Origin of the sequence: Accumulibacter sp., assembly GCF_029255125.1 — a bacterium.
GTDB lineage: Bacteria > Pseudomonadota > Gammaproteobacteria > Burkholderiales > Rhodocyclaceae > Accumulibacter.
This window is the reverse complement of sequence record NZ_JAPUVR010000106.1, coordinates 20,436-39,984: the sequence shown is the minus strand read 5'-3', so window position 1 is coordinate 39,984 and position 19,549 is coordinate 20,436. Positions and strand designations below refer to the sequence as shown.

Below are 19,549 nucleotides of genomic sequence, written 5' to 3'. Positions count from 1 at the left end.
CGCTTACTCCACACTTCCCTCGCGCAACTGCCGGCGGCGGATCAGCAGCGCGAGCAGCAGGCAGATCATCACGCCGACGAGCATCGCGTAGCCCCAGTAAGGGTAGGAGTAGGTCGAGAACTGCGCCACCTTGCCCTCGCCGAAAACGGTCGGCATGAAGGGCTTCAGCGTAAAAGCGCCCCAGGGGTGCATGTTGTGCCCGAAGAACCACAGCCAGCCGGCGTAGGTGATCAGGAAGTAGATCGGCAAAAGCGCCGGGATCAGCGCGAGAACGAGCGTGAACGCGCGCACGCGGGCAACGCCAAGAACGATCAGCAGCATGGCGACAAAGGTGGCGCCGATCACCAGGTGCGTGATGCGCGTCACGTTCTCGCCCCAGCCGCGGATTTTTTCGGGCTCGTTGAAGAAGGTCGCGGTCTCGCTGACGTAGTGCGCGACATGCGCCTGCAGTCCGCCGAGCGCGTACTGGTCGACCAGCATCCAGGCGGCGACGGCAAGAAAGCCGGCGCTCAGCAGGCGCACGCGCGCCGCTCGCTGCGGCAGCATGAAGCCGATCAGCATGACGGCGAAGAAGGCAAAGAAGAACTTGGCCAGCGGTTTCTCGACCGGCGCGCCGGTGGCGATCGGAAACATGCCGACGTAGTGGTTGATGGTGTTCATCTCGTGCACGCAATCGAGTCCCTGCGCGCCCTGGTTGACGTCCTTGCCCTTGTCGGTGATCGGATTGTAGCGCTCGTCTTCGTGCGAAATGTCCTTCTGGATGATCTCGCCGGCCATGCGCGACCCCTTGCCGGCGGCGCTGCAGCCGTTGAAGACGCCGTTGAAGTGGAAATGGATGCGGATTCCGTCGGGAAAGGCGTCCGGCGGATAGTTCGGGGCGGTCAGCGAGACCCACCAGATCGGCGCGAAGTACGCGCCGATCATCAGGGCCGTCGCCACTGCGCTGAGCAGGGCGACGATCCGGTTCGGCCCGGCAAAGGGGTTTGCCGACATCCTACTTCTTCTTCGCTGGCGCCTTGGCCTTGCACATGTTGCCGGGCATGACCAGGCTCGATTGGTAGGCCGAGATGGCAATGAGTTGATCGTTGTTGTATTTCTTGATGATTCTGACCATGTCCGGGTTGGCGTTGCGGCGATGGCCGTCGCGAATTTCGGTCATCTGGCGGAGCAGGTACTTGTAGTGCTGACCGGCGATCACCGGATAGAACTTGTCCTTGACGCCCTCGCCGTTGGCGCCGTGGCACTCCTTGCATTCCTTCTCGTAGAGGTCCTTGCCGGTCGCCAGTTGCTTGTCGGCGTCCTTGCCTTCGTACTTGCCGTGTTCGAGCGGAATGCACAACTGTTCGATGTACGCAGCAACGTCGGCGAGTTCCTGCGGGTCGGTGAGCGTCGCAGCGAACGGGTACATCGTCGGATTGTCGCGCAGGCCGGCGCGAATGTCGGCCATCTGCTTGATCAGCACCGTCGTATGCTGCCCGGCGAGCTGCGGGAAGGTGCCGTCCGGACGCCCGGCGCCCGACGGCAGGTGGCAGGCGCCGCAGACTTCGTACGCCTCCTCGCCGCGCTTGCGATCGCCCTTCAGCTTCAAGGCCTCGATCTTCTCGCCCTCCTGGGCGTTCCATTTGTAGTCCTTGCTCTCGATCCCCTGCGTCTTGGGCGCCGGTGGGCCGGCCTGCACCGCGCCCGCCGCGAACATCGCCAGCGCCGTCGCCAGTATCACTTTTTTCATTGTCTGCTCCCTGCTGTATGAGAAGTCACTGCGGCTGATCCGCTCGGCCGTCCGCTCTTCGCTGCGCGCCATCGGAACGTGCGCCCGACGGCCGCGCGCCGGCCGTCGGCGAACGGCTCAGGGCTTGAGCTTCGAGACGTAGTCGGCAAGCACTTTGATTTCTTCGTCGCTGACCAGGTGCATGACGCCCTTCATCGCCGCTGCGTTGCCGTTGGCGCGCGCGCCGCTCTTGATGTCGAGCATCTGTCGTTCGGCGTACTTGGCGTTCTGCCCGGCGATCTTCGGGTAGTCGGGCAGCAGCGCCTTGTTGCCCGCCGGGCCGTGGCAGGCATTGCAGGTCTTTTCCGTGTACAGCTTGGCGCCGTCGGCCGCCAGGGCTGGCGCCGCCGCCAGCGCCAGCAGGGCGAGCAGTACGATCGGTTTCTTCATCGTTTTTCCTTCCTGGGAATGAAACGGGGAACAGGATAGTCCTGCTCCCCGCTGATCTGCCTTGAGATGCATCAAGAGCGCTTACTTCACCTTCTTGGCGCCGTTCTGCTCAAGATACGTCTTGGCGCGCAGGCCGAGGTCGGCTGCCTTGACCTGGTATTGCCAGATCTGCTCGGTCCACAACGCAGCGTTGTTCCAGTCCTTCTTGCCCGCCGCTTCGTCAGCCTTGGCTTTCGCGTCCTTGATCTTGCCCAACTGATCGACCGCGTCGTCCATCATGTTGACCACGTCCGGGAAGTCCTTGTAGTTGACGCTGGTGATGTAACCGACGACCGAGTCGATGACCGCCTGCGTGTCGGCCACCTTCTTCAACTGCGCCTTGTAGTCGGCTTCGCTGTAGTTCGCGCCGGCCGCGCCACCTGCCTTGCTCGGCTTCCAGCCTTTCGGCTTGACCAGCAGGTAGCCCTGCATTTCGAGGTGCAAGGCCGAGCAGAACTCGGTGCAGTAGTACGGATAGACGCCTTCGCGATCGGCCTTGAACTTGACCGTGACCGTCTTGCCGGGTTCGACCGAGGCATGCACGTTGTAGGTCGACACGGTAAAGCCGTGCGTTTCGTCCTGCGCGCGTTCGAGGTTGGTCAGGTGGATCGTCACTTCGTCGCCGACCTCGGCTTCGATCGTTTCCGGCGTGATGTGCGAGCGGATCAGCGTGCCGAAGACCTCGATCTTGTTGCCTTTCTTGACGGTCTTCTCTTCGCCGGCGCGCACGGCTCCCGGGTGCGGCTTGTCGGTCCGGCTGTCGGTGCCGACCTTGTAGCGCACGCCCGGCTTCAGCTTGCCGGCCTCGATGGCGACGACGTAGTGCGGCTCGCCGAGCGGCAGCGGCATGTCGTACAGGAGCTGCATCTTGTCGTTGCTGATGTCGATCAACTGGTGGTTCTGCGGGTGCAGCGGGCCAACCGGAACGAAGCGGTCGATCGCCAGCTTGTTCAGCGCGATCAGATAACGCCCTTTCGGATCGACCGAGTCGCCTTCCATCGTGACCAGGTGACCGATGTTGTAGTGCACGCTGATCTTGTCGAGCACCTTGCCTTCGCAGAAGTTCCACTTGGCAACCTGCGAATCGACGTAGAGCGAGGTGTAGGCAACGCAAGGCTTGGCGTCATACTGCGTATGCAGCGGGCCGAGGCCGAGCTGGACCTGCGTGTGCAGCGCTTCCTTCATGCCGATCACCGGGATGCCGTAGGCGTCCTTCGACTCGAACTTGCCGGCCTTGATTGCCGCCTGGATCTTGTCGAACGAATAGACCGAAACGTGCGTGTCGAGCTTGCCGGAAACGGTAATGAACTTGCCGTCCGGGGTGACATCGACGCCGTGCGGCGACTTCGGTTCGGGAATCAGGAAGAGGATGCCCTCCTTGATCGCCGTCTCCATCATCAGCACGTCGTGCCCGTTGATCTTCTTCGCCTTGCCGGCAGCAACCAGTTCGGCCGCCTTCTTCCAGTTGATCACGTGCAGGTAGTCGGTGTCCTTCGCCGAGCAGCCGGCTTCGTACGGTGGCCGGCCTTTCTCGATGCCGCCGACGTAGCGCTCGGAACAGAACGAGTTGGTGAACGACCAGCCGTCGGACGGCCCCTTGCCGGCGTCGCTCAGGTCCTGGCTGTACGGCGGCAGTTCAAGCGAGAACGACTGCTTCGGGTTGATCCGGCCTTCCTTGCGGTCGAACTTCCAGTAGGTGACGCCGCCGCGGTATTTATCGTTGAACTCTTCGAGCGGATAGAACTTCTTGTTTTCCAGCGGCGCGGCGTACTGCGCAGCCTCGATGACGTATTCGGTGTTCGGCGTGACGAAAGCGCCGCCGTGCTCGGACTTGAAGATCGGGTTGACGACGATTTGCTTGGTTTCGAAATCGCGCAGGTCGATCACCGCCAGCCGCGGATTGGCCTTGTCGTTGATGAACAGGAACTGACCGTCGTACTTGCCCTGCGTCTCGGAGATCGCCGGGTGGTGCGTGTCGCCCCAGGTGATGTCCTTGCCGTCGATGCGCCCCTGCGCGAGAACGGCCTTGGAGTTTTCGTCGAAACCGTAGCCCTGCCACGGTTCCGGCGTGAACACGCCGATGTACTTCAGGATACGCATCGACGGAACGCCATAGACGATCACCTGGCCCGACTGGCCGCCGGACGAGAAGGCAACGAACTCGTCACGCTTGCCGGTCGGTACATAGGTCTTGGCGGCAGCCAGGAGGTCCTGCTGCGAAAGATTGCGGCGCTTCAACACGTCCTGCAGCGATTCGGCAGACCCGACGCTGCCCGCCGCGGCAAGGCCGATCCCTGCCGTCAACAGCAGCGACGCAAGCTGCCTGGTACGCATTTTCATCTTGACTCTCCCTCTGGTCATTGGGGTGGTCCCTTCCTTGATGCCCACGGTCATTGTCTCGGCAGCCACCCCGAATGATGGCGATGACCGCCTCCTCGCCCCCACCGCCGGTTCCTCCGGACGACAAGGGAGGTTTCTCGATCGCCGGCGCGCGTGTCGTCGTGCTGCCCGTGCGACACGACGCGGCTGCGGCAATGTGTCGCACATTGTGCGGAGATGCCGACTGCGATAATTTGACCTACGCTAAAATTTTCCACAGCGCCTGCCGGCGGCCGGTGCGCCTTGGCGGTCTGCCAGCCAGCCAGGCGGCCGCAGCATGCCGCTGGCAGGCAGCGCCACACCCGGCGGCAGCCGCGCTTCGCCACCGACCAACGAACCGCAGACGATGATCAGAAACCTGGCGCTTGACGCCGCCCTATTGCTGGGACTTGCCGGGGTGGGTTTCGCCGGCTACAAGCTGGCTCCGCTGCTCGAACCGCGGACCGATATCGCGCTGCCGCGGTCGACCTGCGACCTCGCCCGGCAGACCTGCACGGCCATTCTGGCCGACGGCGGCAAGGTCGAGCTGTCGATCGAGCCGCGCCCGATCCCGGCACTCAAGCCTTTGCGGGTCAGGGCGAACTTCAGCGGGATCGAGGTGCGCAAAGCCGAAATCGACTTTGCCGGCACCGAGATGAAGATGGGTTACAACCGCCCGCAACTGGCGAGGCAGGCGGAAAGCGCGGCAGGCGGCAGCCACTTTGCGGGTAATGCCAACCTGCCGGTGTGCATCACCGGCGGCATGGAGTGGGAGGCGACGCTGCTCGTCGACACCGGCAAGGCAGTCATTGCGCAGCCCTTCCGCTTCGTCGTCGGAAGCGATTGAGCGACATCGCCGGCGCTCGCCGCAAGTCGGCGGCAGAGGGGTGAGCCGACGCAGGGGAAAACGGGCGGCTCGCCTGCGCTGCCGCCAGGGCAAGCCGCCGTCTTGCCCTTACTGCGTCGTGCTTCGCCTTACTTCAACTCGCCGTAACGCGACTCGTATTCGGCAATCAGCTTGTTCAGCAATTCGGCCAGGCGCTTGGCGGCGAACGGGCTCATCACGATGCGGTGCGCCAGTTCGATCTCCATTTCCGGCTGGCTGCGGTCCCAACTCGCGTTCAGTCCAAAGTTCATCACGACTTCTTCGCGCGTCGAGTTGGCGTTGGCGAAATTGACATAACTGCTCTTCAACTGTTCGACGTTCCACTTGACGCGTGTACCGACGGGTTCGGGTCTCTTTTCGGCAGGTGATTCGGCCATTGTGCACTCCTTTCTCGGTTTGATGAAAACACGCCATTTCAGCGTGCCGGGTTTTTTCGATCACTGCTAGTATAAGTTGTTCTCGCGCCGACGAACCGAAAAGCGGCTGTCCGTTGGACGGCTGGACGCTTGTTGGCTGGGGTGATTCGGCCGCCCGGCCCGCGCCACGGCCCTGGCCCAAACGAGATGGCGCACGATGGCTAGCGGCTGCGCTCCAGGTAGTAGTCCAGTACCTTGTCCAGATAGCGGTCAGGATGCGGCACCGGAAGCTGCGCTGCCGCGAGCAGCTCCTGTGTGCGCTGATTGATGAAGGTCTGCTCGGTCGCCAGGTAGTCGAGGAACACCGGCAGCGTTCGCACCGCGCGCCTGAGTTCTGTCGGCATGAAGACGCTGACACCGGCAACGATCGCCTTGAACAATGGCGTCGGCAGTTCGACCATCCGCGGCAGGTCGCGACCCGCCCGCGAGAACGCCGCCCTGACGCGCTCGCGCAGCGGCACGAGGGCAACGGCCAACGTGGGGCCGGAACACGAATGGAGGATCAATCCCCCGCTCGCCGAGGTCTGGCTCGACCAGGCGATGGTCTTGGCGACATAGTCGGCCGGGACGACATCGAGGCGAGTGCCGCCAAACCGAGGACTGAGGCCACGCGTGCGCTGCCCGGAGAGAAACTCGCACAGGTGATAGAAGACCTGGAAATGTATGATGCGACCGCTGGCGCTCTCGCCGACGACCATGCTCGGACGGTGGACGGTCACCGGGAGGCCGCGCTCGGCTTCGCCGCGAACGAGTTCTTCGGCTTCCGCCTTGGCTTGCTCGTAGGTGTTGTGAAAGTCGCGCCGATCAGTCAGCCATTCTTCCGGCACTTGCCGATACGTCCGACCGCCGACGCCAACGGTGCTGACGAACTCGATCTTCTCGAGCTTGGGTGCGGCGTGCGCGAGAGCCACGACATGCTTCGCCGAATCGACCGAAGAGCGGCGTGCCTGCTCGATCGGCAGATTCATCCGCACATTGCCGGCCGCATGGATGATGTGCGTACAGGCGGCGCAGAGCGCCTGGTATTCGTGCGCCGTCAAGCCGAATTCGGGCAGCGTGACGTCGCCGCGCAAGGCCCGTATGCGCTGGCGCGCGGCTTGGTCGCTCGAGCCGATTCCCCAGAAACGGTACAGCTCCTCCAGCCGCTCGTTCAGCTTGTCGGCGGTCTCCGCGCGCAGGAGCAGGGTCAGCTCGCTCGTCGGCTGCTGCAGCAACACCGGCACCAGACTGCTGCCGATCGCTCCGGTGGCCCCGGTAATGAAGTAGTGGCTCATGACTCGCAGTAGAAAATCTGGTGGTCGGCACTCCAGGCTTCGAATCGACTGCCAGGTGCAGCATCAATCCGGGCGTAGAGTTCGTGCAAAACTGCACGATGCTTCGCCTCGATGACCTGTCGGCGGAGTTTGAGGTTGGTGGTCAGTTCGCCAGCATCGATGGTCAGCGCCTGAGCACTGAAGATCAGGCCGGCTGGGCGCTGATACGCCGCCATCTGCTCGCTTACCGCCGCCACCTGGGCGCGCAGAGCGCTGAACGAATTCTGCTGGGCGGCCTGCCACTGCCCTTCACTGACGACCAGCAAGGCGACTGGCCGGGCGCGCCCGGCGCCAAAGACAACCGCGTGTTCGATCTGCCGAATCTGCTGCAGGCCGCTTTCGATTCCTGCCGGAGCGATGCGACGGCCGGTGGACGTCTTGAAAATCTCGGATTTGCGACCGATCAGCGTGATGAAGCCATCACCATCGATCGTCGCCAGATCACCGGTCGCCAGGTAGCCATCGGCAAGTAGCGCGGGCGCCGGTTTCTCAGCACCGAGATAACCGGAAAAGACGCCGGCACCCCGCACCAGGAGCTCGCCATCCTCGGCCAGGCGAACTTCGCTGCCCGGAGCCGGCTGACCGACCGTGCCGAAGCGAAAGCGGTCTGGCCGATTGATCGCGATCGGGATGACATTCTCGCTGACGCCGTACGCTTCCAGAACGGGCAGACCGATGGCATGCAGACGCTCGAGCAACCACCCGGGCATCGGCGCCGAACCGCTGACCATGAAACGCAGGTTGGGCCCGAGCGCACCGCGAATTCGGCTCAAGGCCAGCCAATCGGCCAGCACATGCGCCAAACGGTCGGCCAGTCCTGCGCGCTCTCCCGCCCGGCTCGCCGCGGCGTGTCTTTGACCAACGCGCAGCGCCCACCTGACCATTCGCCGTTGCCACGAGGGCTGTTGCTCGATCACCGCATCGATGCCGGCCTGCAGTTTCTCGTAGAAGCGAGGCACGCCGATGAAGAGGTGCGGCGCGATGAACTTGACATAGCGCATGATCTCGCGCGGATCGCTGACGTAGAAGGTCTGCGCGCCGCGCGCGATCGCGCTCAGATTGATCATCCGCTGAAACAGATTGGAGAGCGGCAACCAGCAGGCGAGGCGGCTTTCCGCGCCGACCTGCGGAAAAGCCGAGAGAATCGCACTCGCCGCCAGGCAGATCTGCCGATGCGAATACTCGATGCCTTTCGGCTCGCCGGTCGTGCCGGAAGTGAAGACGATCGTCGCCGGCGCATCCGGCAGGGCCAGATTCCAGTCGTCGCCGGCCGACGCTGGCGCGAGCAGCGTGGCCAGCGAAATGACTCCGTCATCATCGCCGTCACGCAGACAGACCGCGAAACGCAACTGTTGGCGCATGTTCGCGTCGAACCTGTCGAGGTACGAACGGTCGGCAACCACCAGGCCGACGAAGCCACAGCGACGCGCAATGGCGCACAACTGCTCGCCGAGTGCGTAAGGATCAAGGCCGACGGCAACGCCGCCAGCAGCGAGAACGCCAAGTTGCGCGAAATCCCATTCGCGACAGGCGGGAGCCATGATGCCGACCGGCTCGCCCGCCGTCAGACCAAGCTTGCGGAAGCTGCTGCTCAGCGACGCTACCGCTTGCCGGTAGGTACGCCAGTCGGTTGGCTCCCATTGTCCGTCGGCAGCCAGACTCCACAAGGCCGGCGCCTCCGGACTGTGCTCGCTACGTGCGAGCAACAGGCCGGGCACCGTCCAGTCACTGACCGCGAACACGCGATCGAGCTCGGCTACGCCACTCATGTCCGCGGTTATTGCGCCCAGGTCTGCCGGTTGGCGCACGCACTGGCGCTACTACTGATCATGCCTGGACAACCGGATCGTAGGCGCCGCGCGCGCGCGTAAGGCGAAGATCGTCTGCCGTCATGCCCAGCCAGTCCAGGCTGCGCGTCACTTCCTTGGCCGGACCGATGCGGTGGCGGATCAGAAAATCGACCACCGGCCCCATGATCTGCCAGTATCTGCGGTTCGCCTTGCCGTGGCGGATCAGGGTGGAGAATTCTGGGGCGTAGGGGTTGTAGCCAAAAGTACGCAGATCCGAGTACATCAGCAGCCAGTTGATCGGGTAGTTGCTGTGGATCGGGTTGGCGTGTTTGCTCGAGGCGACCAGATCATGCTCAACCACCTTGCGCATGATCTCTTCCTGGTTGTATGGCCATGCATGGAAGGGTGCCAGGTAACGCGGAATCGCGGTCCCCTTCGGCAGCGTCGTCGGGTTGTAGAAACGTGCCAGTTCCTCCTCGCTGAACTCACCGCAACGCCTCAGTTCCGGGGGCGTCCAGTCGGTCGCGCAAATCAGCGGCCGGGAAAATTCATAGAGCATCCGCTCAGGCTCAGGCTGTCCGGGTGAGTAGCCGGCTAGGACCAGCGGGATGCCTTTTTCTATCGCCAGTTTGATCGCATCACCCTCGAAAAGCGGAGCATAAACATAAGACAACGTATAGACGGCGCCCCGTTCTTCCTGGTTGCTCAGTAGATAACGAAACGTCTTGCGGTAAAACGCCTGCGAGGGCGAGTAGCTGAGATGGTCGATATCGAGCTTGGCCAGCGCGCGCCTGATGTTGTCCCAGGCGAGAGGCGGTATATTGATATCGACCGTAAAGGCGAGAACCTTTAGCTTGAGTTCGACCGCCAGCCGGTAGAGCAGATAGATACTGTCCTTGCCGCCGCTCAGCGGCACCAGACAATCATACTCGGCCTGACCACGCGATTCGGCCAAGGTCCTTTCCAGGTCCAGCTCGAACGCGCGGCGCGCTTCTTCGGCTTGCGCCGTTTCCCTGGCCAGCGCTGCTTCATCGCGACACAGGTTGCAAACCCCGTCGTCAGCCAGCGATACTCCGGGCACCTGATCGGGAACCAGGCATTTGGCGCATCTTCTCATTCTACTGTCTCCTCTCGGACCGCGGACCGGGCAGCGGACATCGTATCGATCAACTGATCGCCCTCCGTCGCAACGGACCACTGGCGGCCGGCCGGAACAGCACGATCATCTGCCACGCTTGGTGGCAAACCGGCTCGTGCTGCTTGCCCGACAAACCTGATACGTGGCCCAGGCAACGCAGATTTCAGGCGCTTGCCCAACCCCCCGAAACCTCGGCCTGCCCCGGCGCACGCTGCCTTGCAACCGCGGCATCCTGGCCAGAAGCGCCAAGAGACCATCGGAACCCCGGCCGTGCGCGCCACCCGGGGCGCCTTGCGCCACCTATTCTGCCGTGTTGCCAGTACCGGTGCAACCATGTAGAGTGCATTACTCCGCACGCATCTGGAGTTGGGCGCTTGGCACGGAAAGGGCGAAACGAGTCCTCTCAAGGCGCCCGGTCGATACGGCAACAGGCCGCCGGCGAGCGCACTGCGATCGCGCGGAACTTCCCGCAGCACCGCCTTTTCCTTGGCATTGCCGCATGCTTGAAGAACTTTACTACTTTACCCGCGAGCGGCTGACCGCGGCGCATAGGCCACGTGTCGCGCACGCGAACCCTCTGATTTTCGACCGGGCATTCTGCGAGCAGTACATCGCTGCTTCGCGTCTGAGCGATTTCCGGATCATTCAGGCGTTCGTTCTCCAGCGCGCGCTGGCCGGCATTCCGGCGCACGGCGAAGCGCTCGATGTGGCCTGTGGCCCGGCCCTCCTCCTGGGAGAATTGGCCCGGCGGCGGCCCGGCGTGCGGTTCACCGGCGTCGAGATCTCGCGCGCGATGCTTCTCCTGGCCAAGGAGCATCTCGGGCGCGAGCGAATCGACAACGTCGAGCTGATCGAAGGCGACATGACTGACTTGCCGAAGGTGCTGGGTGAGCGAAAGTTCGACGCAGTCACCTGGACCTTCGGGCTGAACTACTGCCCGACGCCCGAGGCAGCGCTGGCCACGCTCGACGCCATGGCCGCTTTGCTCAAACCCGCTGGATCCTGTTTTGTGGTTGATCTGGCGAGGTTCAAGCGAGACGAGACCTGGCGCTGGCTGGCAGAAAAGCACGACCGTGCGCACGGCGAAAGCTTTCTGAAGGAGACGACCGACTCCTATCTGGCTGCCTTTTCCCTCGCCGAGTTTACCCAGTTGCTGCAGCGCAGCCGCTTGTCTGGCATGCTGAGCGAATGGTCGTACCTGTTCCCGATGCTCCTGCTCGCCCACCAGCAGCAGGCCGTCAGGGCGAGTCCGCCGGCGCCCGAACACCCGCTTCTTCCGTGGCGCGAGCGCATGAAGTACGCCGCGCTGCAGGCGATTTTCAGGTGGACCGCTGTCCGCTCACCCCTCTGAAGAGCTTGCGCGCAGCAGCCGATACGCGAGCTGGCAGACAAGGGGAGCAGAGCTTCGGACGCGGACGACCGAGTGCGCAACAAAGCAATCCTGCCTGACGCGCGCCTTGTCGCGCCGAGGATCAGACGTTCTGGCGCAGCGCGTCGACGACGGGGATGCGCGCAACACCACGCGCCGGCAGGAGCGACGAGAGTACGGTGGCCAGGAAACCAATGATGAACGAGAGCGCGAGCACGCTCGGCACGATACGGATGTAAGCCGTATAGCCAACATTCGAGTTCGGCGGTGGCGGCATCGGAATGCCGATCGCCGACAGACCAAGAGCGAGGACGACGCCGAGGACGACGCCCAGACTTGCCCCGATCAGGCCCAGCAGCGCATTCTCGAGCACAATCAGCAGCGAAATCTGCCAACTGCGCGTGCCCAGCGCCTTCAGCGTACCAAACTCGCCGACACGTTCGTAGGCCGTCATATTGACGCTGTTGGCGACGCTGAGCAGAACCACGACCAGGATGGTGAACTGCAGGACGCCCAACTGGACCTGATACAGTTCAACCGTCTTGGCGTAGAAGTCGTCGAGTTCAAACCAGGTCTTGACCTCGAAGCCGCGCACACCGAGGCTCTTTTTCAACGCGGCAGCGACACGGTCGGTGCTCAGCGCGTCGTCGAGCGAGACGACGACCGCATGCGCACCCTTGACCCCGAGCAAGTCCTGCGCAGCACCAACCGCCACACGCACCGCGCGGTCGTCAAAATCCTTCGCATAGGTGCGAAAGATCCCGACCACCTGGAACTCGAGGCTGTTCAGTGCACCCTCCGGCGTATTTGTCAGTATGGTTACGTACGAACCGACGCCAACGCCCATCGATCGCGCGACGCCCTCGCCGAGCAGGATGCCGTTGGCGTCCTGATCGGCGAGTTGCCGGCCGGCAATCAGGAAAAGGTGGCTGCCCAGTTTCGCCTCCTTGCCGGCCTCAACGCCCTCGCCGAGAATCGGCAGGTCGGTCTTGCCATTGTTCAGCAAGCCGAAGAAGTTGATCCGCATCATTGAATCGAGCACACCCGGAACCGCGGCAACCGCGGTTTTCACCGCATCTGGCTCTGGAATCAGATAGTTGTATGGCTCCTTCACGCCGTTCGCGTAAAAGCCCTCCTTGTAGATCTGGAGGTGGCCGAAGCGCGAATGGATCGTCGCCTCGCGTAGCTGGACGAAGACATCCTCGACGAAGCCACCCGAGACGATGAGGCCCACGACGCCGAAGACGATCGAGGCCAAGGTCATGCCGCTGCGCGCCTTCTGACGAAAGATGTTGCGCAGACTGCAGCGCAGACTGAGTGAGTCGAAGCTCATCGCGCTCGCCTAAAGTGCGCGCCGCAAGGCATCGACGATGGCCAGGCGCGACGCCTTCCACGCCGGATAGAGGCTGGCCAGCGTCGACGACACAAGCGCCAACAGGAAACCGCTTGCAGCAAGGCCCAGAGTGACCCTGATCTCGGCGTCGAAACCGTGATCCATCCCCGGCGCGGGCGGCATCGGAATCCCCACCGCCGAGATCGCCACCGCCAGCAGATAAGCCAGCAGCACCCCTAGCGTCCCCCCGATCAGCCCCATGGTGACCCCCTCGCTAACGAACAGTTGCATCACCTCATGACGGCGAAAGCCAATCGCCATCATCGTCCCGATTTCGCTGGTGCGTTCGCGAACGCTGGTCATCAGCGCGTTGGACATGCTCATTACGATGATGATCGCGATGATCGCGCGCACGAATCCGGTTTGTGATGCAAACAGATCGACCACCGCCTTATAGAAATCCGCCAGGTCTATCCACGGCGTGACCTGCAAGCCGCTTTGCGGTTCATCGACCAGGCGCCGCACCTGGCGCAGAACCTCGTCGGTGCGCTTTGTCTCGGTGAGCAGGACGATCAGTTGATGCGAGCCGCCGGCTTTCATCAGCTTGCGCGCGAGGGGAATCGGGACACGCAACGCCGAATCGTCGAAAGCCTTGATCGCGGTATGAAAGATGCCACGCACTTGCGCTTCCACCGCAGAAACGCCACCGCCCGGCGTCGTCGTCAGGAGGACGACGAGGGCACCGGGTTCAGCACCGAGGCTTGCCGCCAGACCCTTGCCCAGGATCACTCCGTTGCGATGGCTGCTCGCCAAAGGCTCGCCGGCATGGACGATCACATCGCGCGAGACGGCAGCTTCCGTCTCTGGCACGACACCCTCGCCGATGAAGCTCACCGTCGTGTCGCCGCGCGAAATCAGACCGGAAAAGGCGACCCTCGGCGTCACTGCCTTGACATGCGGCAAGGCAGTGATCTGCTGCGTATCGATGATCCTGTCGCCGAACAGGTAGGCGTGTGGGTCGGCAACGCCATGTTCGTAGAAGCCGCGCTTGACGATCTGCAGATGGCCGAGACGCGAGTGAATCGTCGATTCCCCCTCCATCCATATCATCCATTCGGCAAACCCGCCAGCGAGCACGAGCGCGACGACGCCAAAGACGATCGCGCCAACGCAGACTGCCGTGCGCCGACCGTGGCGCGCCAAGTTACGCCAGGCCAGTGCGAACATCTCGCCGATCATCGTCGACACAACCCGCTCAACGACACCGCGCTGGCATCGTGTCCAGGTGATCGAGCCGGCTGCAGGATTGGCGCCTGACTCGCCATCGACGCTCGACAAACAAGCAAGCTGCCCATAGCTTCCATCACAAACAAAGGCGGCGCGATGCCTGGGATCCTGATTCAGCGCCTCGCTGCGCAAGTGCATCGCTCATTCACCGCATGCGACACGCGGAGTCGGGCGCATCGCCGCTCTGAAGAGCCAGACTGGCAGCCTGATGATGGCCCAGTATGCCGGATCTCGCTCGCCCAAGTCAATTCGCGCCGGGCCAGCGAGCAAGCCCTTCGCGGCCGCGCGCGGTTGGTGTGCGCTCAGCAACAAGACATGGACGAAACGAAGGCCTGCACAAGTGCGCGCACGCTGGTCCGACAAACATCGCGGGGCAGCCGGCTGGCGGGCAAGGAAGAACATATTTGTGTCGAAAAATTTTACACCGACCGCCATTCCGCCAAGCGGGAAGAGCCCGATCAAGACTGCCCGTCCTATCTCAATCTCGTGTACTATCAATAGATCAATGATGTATTCAGGCGTCGACGACTTGCCTGGCGGCCGTGGCACAGTCATTGCTTTATTCTGGTACGGCCCCGCACGGGGGGCTGAAGTTTAGGGCGGAAGTCCTCCTGCACCCAAAACTGATTCTTTCAACTTGACTCTGGAGCCACACATAATGAATATCCGCAAAGCAGCCTTGGGCGCAGCCTTGGCGAGCGCCCTTAGTGTCCCGACATTGGCTAGCGCAATCACGGTCGCCGGGATCCATTTCCAGGACGGGGCCATCTTCGAAACCATCGACCTCTTCGAAGCCGAAGCCTTCGGCGACGGCATCGGTGACGACAACGGCAAGATCGATCAACTCGGCGAAAAGCTCGTCGGGATCGGCCAGGTCAACAGAATCCGGGCGAATGACATTGCCAACGGCAACCCGATCCTGTGGCAGAGTGGCGACAACGGGATGGAACTGACCATCTACTTCTACGACTATGTCGCCGAGAATTTCGATCCCGCTGGTGGTGCCGATGTCAAGATCGGTTTCACCGGCGGTAAGGTGGAAATCTGGGCTGGTGCTGCCGGCAACTTCGCGCCGACCGCGACCCAGGCCGGCGGTATCGCCACTGCTAGCGATGGCGTGCTCTGGCTGTCCCTGCAAGGCTCGCCGATCGGCCTCGAGGCTCTTGGCAGCAGCGAGTACGGCAGCGTCAGCAACACCCCGATCACGCTGCGCTCGGTCGGCCCGCTCGCTTCCGGCTCCGTCGGCGGAATGGGCAACCTCGACGTGACTGGCGGTCTGGCGGCGGTTCATTTCGACACCAATACGTTCAACTGCACGCCTGGCCTTCCGGGTTCGCCCTGCCCGAATTCTGCCGACAAGGTGTTCACGAGTTCCGGACAGCTTGGCGCCAACCCGAATGCAGCCGGTTGGGCGTTCTTCGGCACCGGCGAAGTTCAGGATTTCGCCATTCCCGAGCCGGGTTCTCTGGCCCTCCTCGGCGTAAGCATGGCCGGCCTGGGATTTGGCGCTCGTAGAAAAGCGAACAAGGCCTGATCCTTCGACAGTATCCGCGCAGCTTCCTGCGCAACGAGAGCCCCGCCCAAGAGCGGGGCTCTTTGTTTTCGGCGTGTGAAGGCCGCCCGACGGTACCGGCGGGCTTCCGTCCCCGCTCTTGGATAAGCGATGCTCTAAAGAGCGCCGTTGGAGCAAGCGCGCCACTCGCAGGTTTGCTACACTTTCCGCTTTGCACCCCCGGTCATCGGCCAGTGGCACACTTGACGCGAAATCGATTCATCGGCCTGGCTACAGCGCTCGTCATGGCGCTTGGCGCACAGCCCGCAACCGCAGCGGCCGATGCTCCAGGGCCGTCGGCCACGGCCGTGCTGTTCGCGCTGTCCCTCAGAGGTGTTACCAACGGACGGCCTTTCGCCCTTGCCGGACTCCAGGGGCGACCACTGTTGGTTAACTTCTGGGCCCGCTGGTGCCTACCCTGCCGCCGGGAGATTCCCGAACTGGTTGCCGTGCATGCCCGCTACCGAAGCGGCGGGCTCGAGGTCGTCGGCATCGCTGTCGAGGACGCGGAAAGCCGGGAGGGCGTGCGCGATTTCGCCAAGGCCTACGAGTTGTCCTACACGTCGCTGATCGGTGGCCTGCAGCCAGGCATCGAGCTGATGCGCGCGCTGGGCAACCAGAAAGCCGGTCTGCCGTTCACGATTGCCATCGACCGCACCGGTACGATCCGCAGCAGCAAGCTCGGGGCCATGACACAAACTGAAATGGAGGCCGCCGTGCGGCTCGTGTTGTGACGACGGCCAGCAGACTTCTCCTCGTCGTGCTGGTCCTGCTGCTTGCCGCCTGCGCGCAGGCGCCCTTGCGCGGCACCGGCGACCTCGGGCTGATCATCGAACGTGCGAACGGTCACGTGACGCTGGTCGATACGAGCCGGCGTGAAGCGTACGCGCGTATCGGGGGCCTCGGTGACCTCTCGCACGCCTCCGTCGTGTACTCCCGTGATGCGCGCTACGCTTACGTTTTCGGCCGTGACGGCGGCCTGAGCAAGCTCGACCTGCTCGGCGCACGCGTCGTCAAGCGCATCCTGCAGTCGGGCAACGCGATCGGCGGATCGATCTCTCAGGATGGACGAATCGTCGTCGCACAGAATTACACGCCGGGCGGCATCAAGGCTTTCGACGCCGATACGCTGGAGTTGCTCGCCGAAGTGCCGGCCGAGTATGCCCCGGGCGCCTTTTCCAAAGTCGTCGGCCTGGCCGACCTGAGCGGCCAGCGCTTTGCCTATGCGCTCTTCGACGGCGGCGAAATCTGGCTGAGCGACTTCAGCCAGCCGCGGCAGCCGAAAACGCTGCGCTTTCCGGCCGGGCAGCAGCCTTACGACGGGCTGGTGACGCCTGACGGACGCCACTACCTGGCCGGGCTGTTCGGCGAGGACGGCGTCGCGCTGCTCGATACCTGGCAGCCTGAACAAGGGACGCGGCGCATTCTCGAGCACTACGGGCGTGGCGAGGAAAAGCTGCCGGTCTTCAAGATGCCGCACTTGCGCGGCTGGGCCGTCGCCCAGGGCAAGGCCTACTTGCCGGCGATCGGTCGGCACGAGGTTCTCGTCGTGTCCACCGCCACCTGGCAGGAAGTCGGCCGTATCAAGGTCAAGAGCCAGCCAGTGTTCGTCATCGCCCGGCCGGACGGACGTCAGGTGTGGGTCAACTACGCGTTCCCCGATAACGGCTGGGTTGAAGTGATCGATACGCTGACGGCGCAGGTCGTGCACACGCTCGCCCCCGGCAAGGCCGTTCTGCATATGGAGTTCACCCCGCGCGGCGAGCACGTCTGGATATCGGCGCGCGACGACAATCGCGTCGTCATCTACGATACCGCGAGCTTCGCCAGGATCGGCGAGATCGCCGCCGAAGCGCCGAGCGGCATCTTTTTCACCAGCCGTGCCGGCCGCACCGGGTTCTGAATAAAGTGGCGAGCAGCACACTCGATGAACTGGCCGACGACCGGCTGAGCTTTCGCCTGCTGAACGACTTTCAACGGGATTTCCCGCTCTGTCCGACACCCTTTGCCGAACTTGCCGCGCGCCTCGGAGCCGGCGAAGGGACGATCCTGCGAACGCTGGCAGCGCTCTGCCAGCGCGGCAGGGTGGCGCGCGTCGGTGCGGTCTTCGCTCCCCAGCGGATCGGCACCAGCACGCTGGCGGCGCTTGCCGTACCCGCGGAAGCGCTGCACGGCGTCGCCGATATGGTCAGCCGCTTTCCCGAAGTGAATCACAATTACGAGCGCGAGCACCACTACAATCTGTGGTTCGTCGTCACCGCTGGATCGGGTGAACGGCTGCAGGCGGTGCTCGCCGCGATCGAGCGGGCCGCCGGTTGTCCCGTCCTTGCCTTGCCGATGCTGCGCGAGTACCACGTCGACCTCGGTTTTCCGCTTGACGGCAGCGATCGTGCCCGGCGCAGCACGCGACCAAGCGCGCCCGTTGCGCCGGCGCCCCTGGGCGAGACCGATCGCCGGCTGGTCGCAGCGGTACAGGAAGGGTTGCCGCTCTGCCGTCGTCCGTTTGCCGTTCTCGCCAGCCGCGTCGGCTACAGCGAGAACGCACTGATCGAGCGGCTGCGCGCCTGGTGCGCGGAAGGCATCGTCAAACGCTTCGGCGTCATCGTCCGCCACCACGAACTCGGCTATACGGCAAACGCGATGCTGGTGCACGACATACCCGACGAGACAGTCGCCGAGGTCGGCGAACGGCTGGCCGGCGAAGCTGGCATCACGCTCTGCTACCAGCGTCCGCGCGTGCGGCCAGACTGGCCGTACAACCTGTTTTGCATGCTGCACGGCCAGACCAGGAGCGAGGTCGAAGCACGCATCCGGGAGTTGCGCGAGCGTCTGCAACTGGCTGCCTATGCGTATGACGTGCTGTTCTCGCTGACCCGCTTCAAACAGTGCGGGGCGCGCTATGCCTGAGTCGGTAGCGCTCGACGCCGTCGACCGGGCGATCATCGAGCACCTGCAGGGCGGTTTTCCGATTTCCCCGCAACCCTACGCGGTAGCCGCAACCAGCCTGGGGATCGGCGAGGCGGATCTGCTTGCACGTCTGCAACGCCTGCTCGACGCCCGCGTGCTGACGCGCTTTGGCCCGCTCTTTCAGGTCGAGCGCATGGGCGGCGTCTTCCTCCTGGCGGCGATGCACGTTCCGCCGGCCAGATGGTCCGAAGTGGTCGATCTGGTCAATTCGTTTCCCGAGGTAGCGCACAACTACCAGCGCGAAAGCGCGCAGCAGTGCGCGTTCAACATGTGGTTCGTGCTCGCCAGCGAGAGCGACGCTGCCGTCGCAACGACCATCCGGCGGATCGAGGAGGCGAGCGGCCTGCCCGTCTGCGCCTTCCCGAAGCTACGGGAGTACTTTGTCGACATGCGCCTGGCGGTGCGCGCATGAGAGCGCCGGCTGCGGCAGGAGCAAACCTGTCGCTGGACGCTGTCGATCGCGCGCTGGTGATCGCCACCCAAGGCGGTTTGCCGCTCGTCCCGCAGCCTTACGAGCGGCTGGCGGAAGCGCTCGGGTGCAGCGCGCAGGAGGTGATGGGGCGTCTGCAAAGCATGCTCGAACGGGGAATCATCCGGCGCATCGGAGCGGTCCCCAACCACTACGCGATCGGCTACACGGCGAACGGCATGAGCGTCTGGGACGTTCCCGACGAGCAGATCGACGAGTTCGGCGGCAAGGTCGGCGCGCTCGACTTCGTGACGCACTGCTACCACCGACCGCGCCGCCTGCCCGATTGGCCGTACAACCTCTTTGCCATGGTGCATGGCAGCTCGCGCGGCGAGGTTCTGGCCAAGGTGGCGATCATCGCCGACCTCCTCAGCGAAGCCTGCCGCGCGCACGACGTACTCTTCTCGACACGCATCCTCAAGAAAACCGGACTGAGGATCAGCGGCAGCGATTGAGTCACCTGCCCCAAGCAAC

19 protein-coding genes are annotated in these 19,549 nt (G+C 63.6%); 9 read left to right on the top strand and 10 right to left on the bottom strand.

The window, feature by feature from the left end; all coding sequences use genetic code 11:
• Positions 1 to 3: 3 nt before the first annotated feature.
• The 4 genes from Q1L59_RS11055 to nosZ form a co-directional block, all read right to left on the bottom strand.
• The gene (locus Q1L59_RS11055) at positions 4 to 993 is read right to left on the bottom strand and encodes a hypothetical protein (protein ID WP_300332160.1); all 990 of its coding nucleotides are present in this window, start codon (positions 991 to 993) and stop codon (positions 4 to 6) included.
• A gap of 1 nt (position 994) precedes the next feature.
• Positions 995 to 1,729 (bottom strand): c-type cytochrome, encoded by a 735-nt coding sequence (locus tag Q1L59_RS11050; RefSeq protein ID WP_300332159.1) that lies wholly within the window; start codon positions 1,727 to 1,729, stop codon positions 995 to 997.
• 117 nt (positions 1,730 to 1,846) lie between these two features.
• A complete protein-coding gene (locus tag Q1L59_RS11045; protein WP_300332157.1) occupies positions 1,847 to 2,158 on the bottom strand; it encodes a c-type cytochrome in 312 nt (103 codons plus the stop codon).
• An 81-nt stretch (positions 2,159 to 2,239) separates the two neighbouring features.
• Entirely contained in the window at positions 2,240 to 4,537 is a 2,298-nt protein-coding gene (gene nosZ / locus Q1L59_RS11040; RefSeq protein WP_300332155.1) for a Sec-dependent nitrous-oxide reductase, read from the bottom strand.
• Between the two features lie 316 nt (positions 4,538 to 4,853).
• Between nosZ and Q1L59_RS11035 the strand changes: the two genes are divergently transcribed.
• Entirely contained in the window at positions 4,854 to 5,402 is a 549-nt protein-coding gene (locus tag Q1L59_RS11035) for a hypothetical protein (protein WP_300332153.1), read from the top strand.
• Positions 5,403 to 5,530: 128 nt separating this feature from the next.
• Here Q1L59_RS11035 and Q1L59_RS11030 read toward each other — a convergent pair whose 3' ends face one another.
• From Q1L59_RS11030 to Q1L59_RS11015, 4 genes are all read right to left on the bottom strand, one after another.
• A complete protein-coding gene (locus tag Q1L59_RS11030; protein WP_300332152.1) occupies positions 5,531 to 5,818 on the bottom strand; it encodes a DUF3467 domain-containing protein in 288 nt (95 codons plus the stop codon).
• Between the two features lie 200 nt (positions 5,819 to 6,018).
• A complete protein-coding gene (locus Q1L59_RS11025; RefSeq protein ID WP_300332151.1) occupies positions 6,019 to 7,131 on the bottom strand; it encodes an SDR family oxidoreductase in 1,113 nt (370 codons plus the stop codon).
• Positions 7,128 to 8,939 (bottom strand): AMP-binding protein, encoded by a 1,812-nt coding sequence (locus Q1L59_RS11020; protein ID WP_300332150.1) that lies wholly within the window; start codon positions 8,937 to 8,939, stop codon positions 7,128 to 7,130. Before Q1L59_RS11020 ends, Q1L59_RS11025 begins: the two co-directional genes overlap by 4 nt.
• A 58-nt stretch (positions 8,940 to 8,997) precedes the next feature.
• On the bottom strand, positions 8,998 to 10,077 hold the full coding sequence (locus tag Q1L59_RS11015) for a hypothetical protein (protein ID WP_300332148.1): 1,080 nt from the start codon (positions 10,075 to 10,077) through the stop codon (positions 8,998 to 9,000).
• A gap of 520 nt (positions 10,078 to 10,597) precedes the next feature.
• Between Q1L59_RS11015 and Q1L59_RS11010 the strand changes: the two genes are divergently transcribed.
• Complete coding sequence (locus Q1L59_RS11010; protein WP_300332146.1) at positions 10,598 to 11,449, top strand: class I SAM-dependent methyltransferase; 852 nt, start codon at positions 10,598 to 10,600, stop codon at positions 11,447 to 11,449.
• Positions 11,450 to 11,570: 121 nt separating this feature from the next.
• On the opposite strand, the gene Q1L59_RS11005 is transcribed toward Q1L59_RS11010, so the two are convergent.
• Entirely contained in the window at positions 11,571 to 12,800 is a 1,230-nt protein-coding gene (locus tag Q1L59_RS11005) for an FtsX-like permease family protein (protein WP_300332144.1), read from the bottom strand.
• A gap of 9 nt (positions 12,801 to 12,809) precedes the next feature.
• Positions 12,810 to 14,039, bottom strand: a complete 1,230-nt coding sequence (locus tag Q1L59_RS11000; RefSeq protein WP_300332180.1) for an FtsX-like permease family protein — start codon at positions 14,037 to 14,039, stop codon at positions 12,810 to 12,812.
• A gap of 144 nt (positions 14,040 to 14,183) precedes the next feature.
• On the opposite strand from Q1L59_RS11000, the gene Q1L59_RS10995 reads away from it, so the two are divergent.
• The 7 genes from Q1L59_RS10995 (at position 14,184) to Q1L59_RS10965 (ending at position 19,530) form a co-directional block, all read left to right on the top strand.
• Positions 14,184 to 14,588, top strand: coding sequence for a hypothetical protein (locus Q1L59_RS10995; RefSeq protein ID WP_300332142.1), 405 nt, complete (start codon positions 14,184 to 14,186; stop codon positions 14,586 to 14,588).
• A 157-nt stretch (positions 14,589 to 14,745) separates the two neighbouring features.
• Positions 14,746 to 15,621 (top strand): PEP-CTERM sorting domain-containing protein, encoded by an 876-nt coding sequence (locus Q1L59_RS10990; protein ID WP_300332141.1) that lies wholly within the window; start codon positions 14,746 to 14,748, stop codon positions 15,619 to 15,621.
• Positions 15,622 to 15,833: 212 nt separating this feature from the next.
• Entirely contained in the window at positions 15,834 to 16,373 is a 540-nt protein-coding gene (locus Q1L59_RS10985) for a TlpA disulfide reductase family protein (protein ID WP_300332139.1), read from the top strand.
• Complete coding sequence (locus tag Q1L59_RS10980) at positions 16,370 to 17,542, top strand: cytochrome D1 domain-containing protein (RefSeq protein ID WP_300332138.1); 1,173 nt, start codon at positions 16,370 to 16,372, stop codon at positions 17,540 to 17,542. Before Q1L59_RS10985 ends, Q1L59_RS10980 begins: the two co-directional genes overlap by 4 nt.
• 5 nt (positions 17,543 to 17,547) lie before the next feature.
• Entirely contained in the window at positions 17,548 to 18,546 is a 999-nt protein-coding gene (locus Q1L59_RS10975) for an AsnC family transcriptional regulator (RefSeq protein WP_300332136.1), read from the top strand.
• On the top strand, positions 18,539 to 19,018 hold the full coding sequence (locus tag Q1L59_RS10970) for an Lrp/AsnC family transcriptional regulator (protein WP_300332135.1): 480 nt from the start codon (positions 18,539 to 18,541) through the stop codon (positions 19,016 to 19,018). Before Q1L59_RS10975 ends, Q1L59_RS10970 begins: the two co-directional genes overlap by 8 nt.
• On the top strand, positions 19,015 to 19,530 hold the full coding sequence (locus Q1L59_RS10965) for an Lrp/AsnC family transcriptional regulator (protein WP_300332133.1): 516 nt from the start codon (positions 19,015 to 19,017) through the stop codon (positions 19,528 to 19,530). Before Q1L59_RS10970 ends, Q1L59_RS10965 begins: the two co-directional genes overlap by 4 nt.
• Positions 19,531 to 19,549: the final 19 nt, after the last annotated feature.

What these genes read in the sequence shown, in the direction of transcription:
- Q1L59_RS11055 (WP_300332160.1), bottom strand. Translation starts at nt 993, where the DNA reads ATGTCGGCAAACCCCTTTGCCGGGCCGAACCGGATCGTCGCCCTGCTC.
- Q1L59_RS11050 (WP_300332159.1), bottom strand. Translation starts at nt 1,729, where the DNA reads ATGAAAAAAGTGATACTGGCGACGGCGCTGGCGATGTTCGCGGCGGGC.
- Q1L59_RS11045 (WP_300332157.1), bottom strand. Translation starts at nt 2,158, where the DNA reads ATGAAGAAACCGATCGTACTGCTCGCCCTGCTGGCGCTGGCGGCGGCG.
- nosZ (WP_300332155.1), bottom strand. Translation starts at nt 4,537, where the DNA reads ATGAAAATGCGTACCAGGCAGCTTGCGTCGCTGCTGTTGACGGCAGGG.
- Q1L59_RS11035 (WP_300332153.1), top strand. Translation starts at nt 4,854, where the DNA reads ATGCCGCTGGCAGGCAGCGCCACACCCGGCGGCAGCCGCGCTTCGCCA.
- Q1L59_RS11030 (WP_300332152.1), bottom strand. Translation starts at nt 5,818, where the DNA reads ATGGCCGAATCACCTGCCGAAAAGAGACCCGAACCCGTCGGTACACGC.
- Q1L59_RS11025 (WP_300332151.1), bottom strand. Translation starts at nt 7,131, where the DNA reads ATGAGCCACTACTTCATTACCGGGGCCACCGGAGCGATCGGCAGCAGT.
- Q1L59_RS11020 (WP_300332150.1), bottom strand. Translation starts at nt 8,939, where the DNA reads ATGAGTGGCGTAGCCGAGCTCGATCGCGTGTTCGCGGTCAGTGACTGG.
- Q1L59_RS11015 (WP_300332148.1), bottom strand. Translation starts at nt 10,077, where the DNA reads ATGAGAAGATGCGCCAAATGCCTGGTTCCCGATCAGGTGCCCGGAGTA.
- Q1L59_RS11010 (WP_300332146.1), top strand. Translation starts at nt 10,598, where the DNA reads ATGCTTGAAGAACTTTACTACTTTACCCGCGAGCGGCTGACCGCGGCG.
- Q1L59_RS11005 (WP_300332144.1), bottom strand. Translation starts at nt 12,800, where the DNA reads ATGAGCTTCGACTCACTCAGTCTGCGCTGCAGTCTGCGCAACATCTTT.
- Q1L59_RS11000 (WP_300332180.1), bottom strand. Translation starts at nt 14,039, where the DNA reads ATGATCGGCGAGATGTTCGCACTGGCCTGGCGTAACTTGGCGCGCCAC.
- Q1L59_RS10995 (WP_300332142.1), top strand. Translation starts at nt 14,184, where the DNA reads ATGCCTGGGATCCTGATTCAGCGCCTCGCTGCGCAAGTGCATCGCTCA.
- Q1L59_RS10990 (WP_300332141.1), top strand. Translation starts at nt 14,746, where the DNA reads ATGAATATCCGCAAAGCAGCCTTGGGCGCAGCCTTGGCGAGCGCCCTT.
- Q1L59_RS10970 (WP_300332135.1), top strand. Translation starts at nt 18,539, where the DNA reads ATGCCTGAGTCGGTAGCGCTCGACGCCGTCGACCGGGCGATCATCGAG.
- Q1L59_RS10965 (WP_300332133.1), top strand. Translation starts at nt 19,015, where the DNA reads ATGAGAGCGCCGGCTGCGGCAGGAGCAAACCTGTCGCTGGACGCTGTC.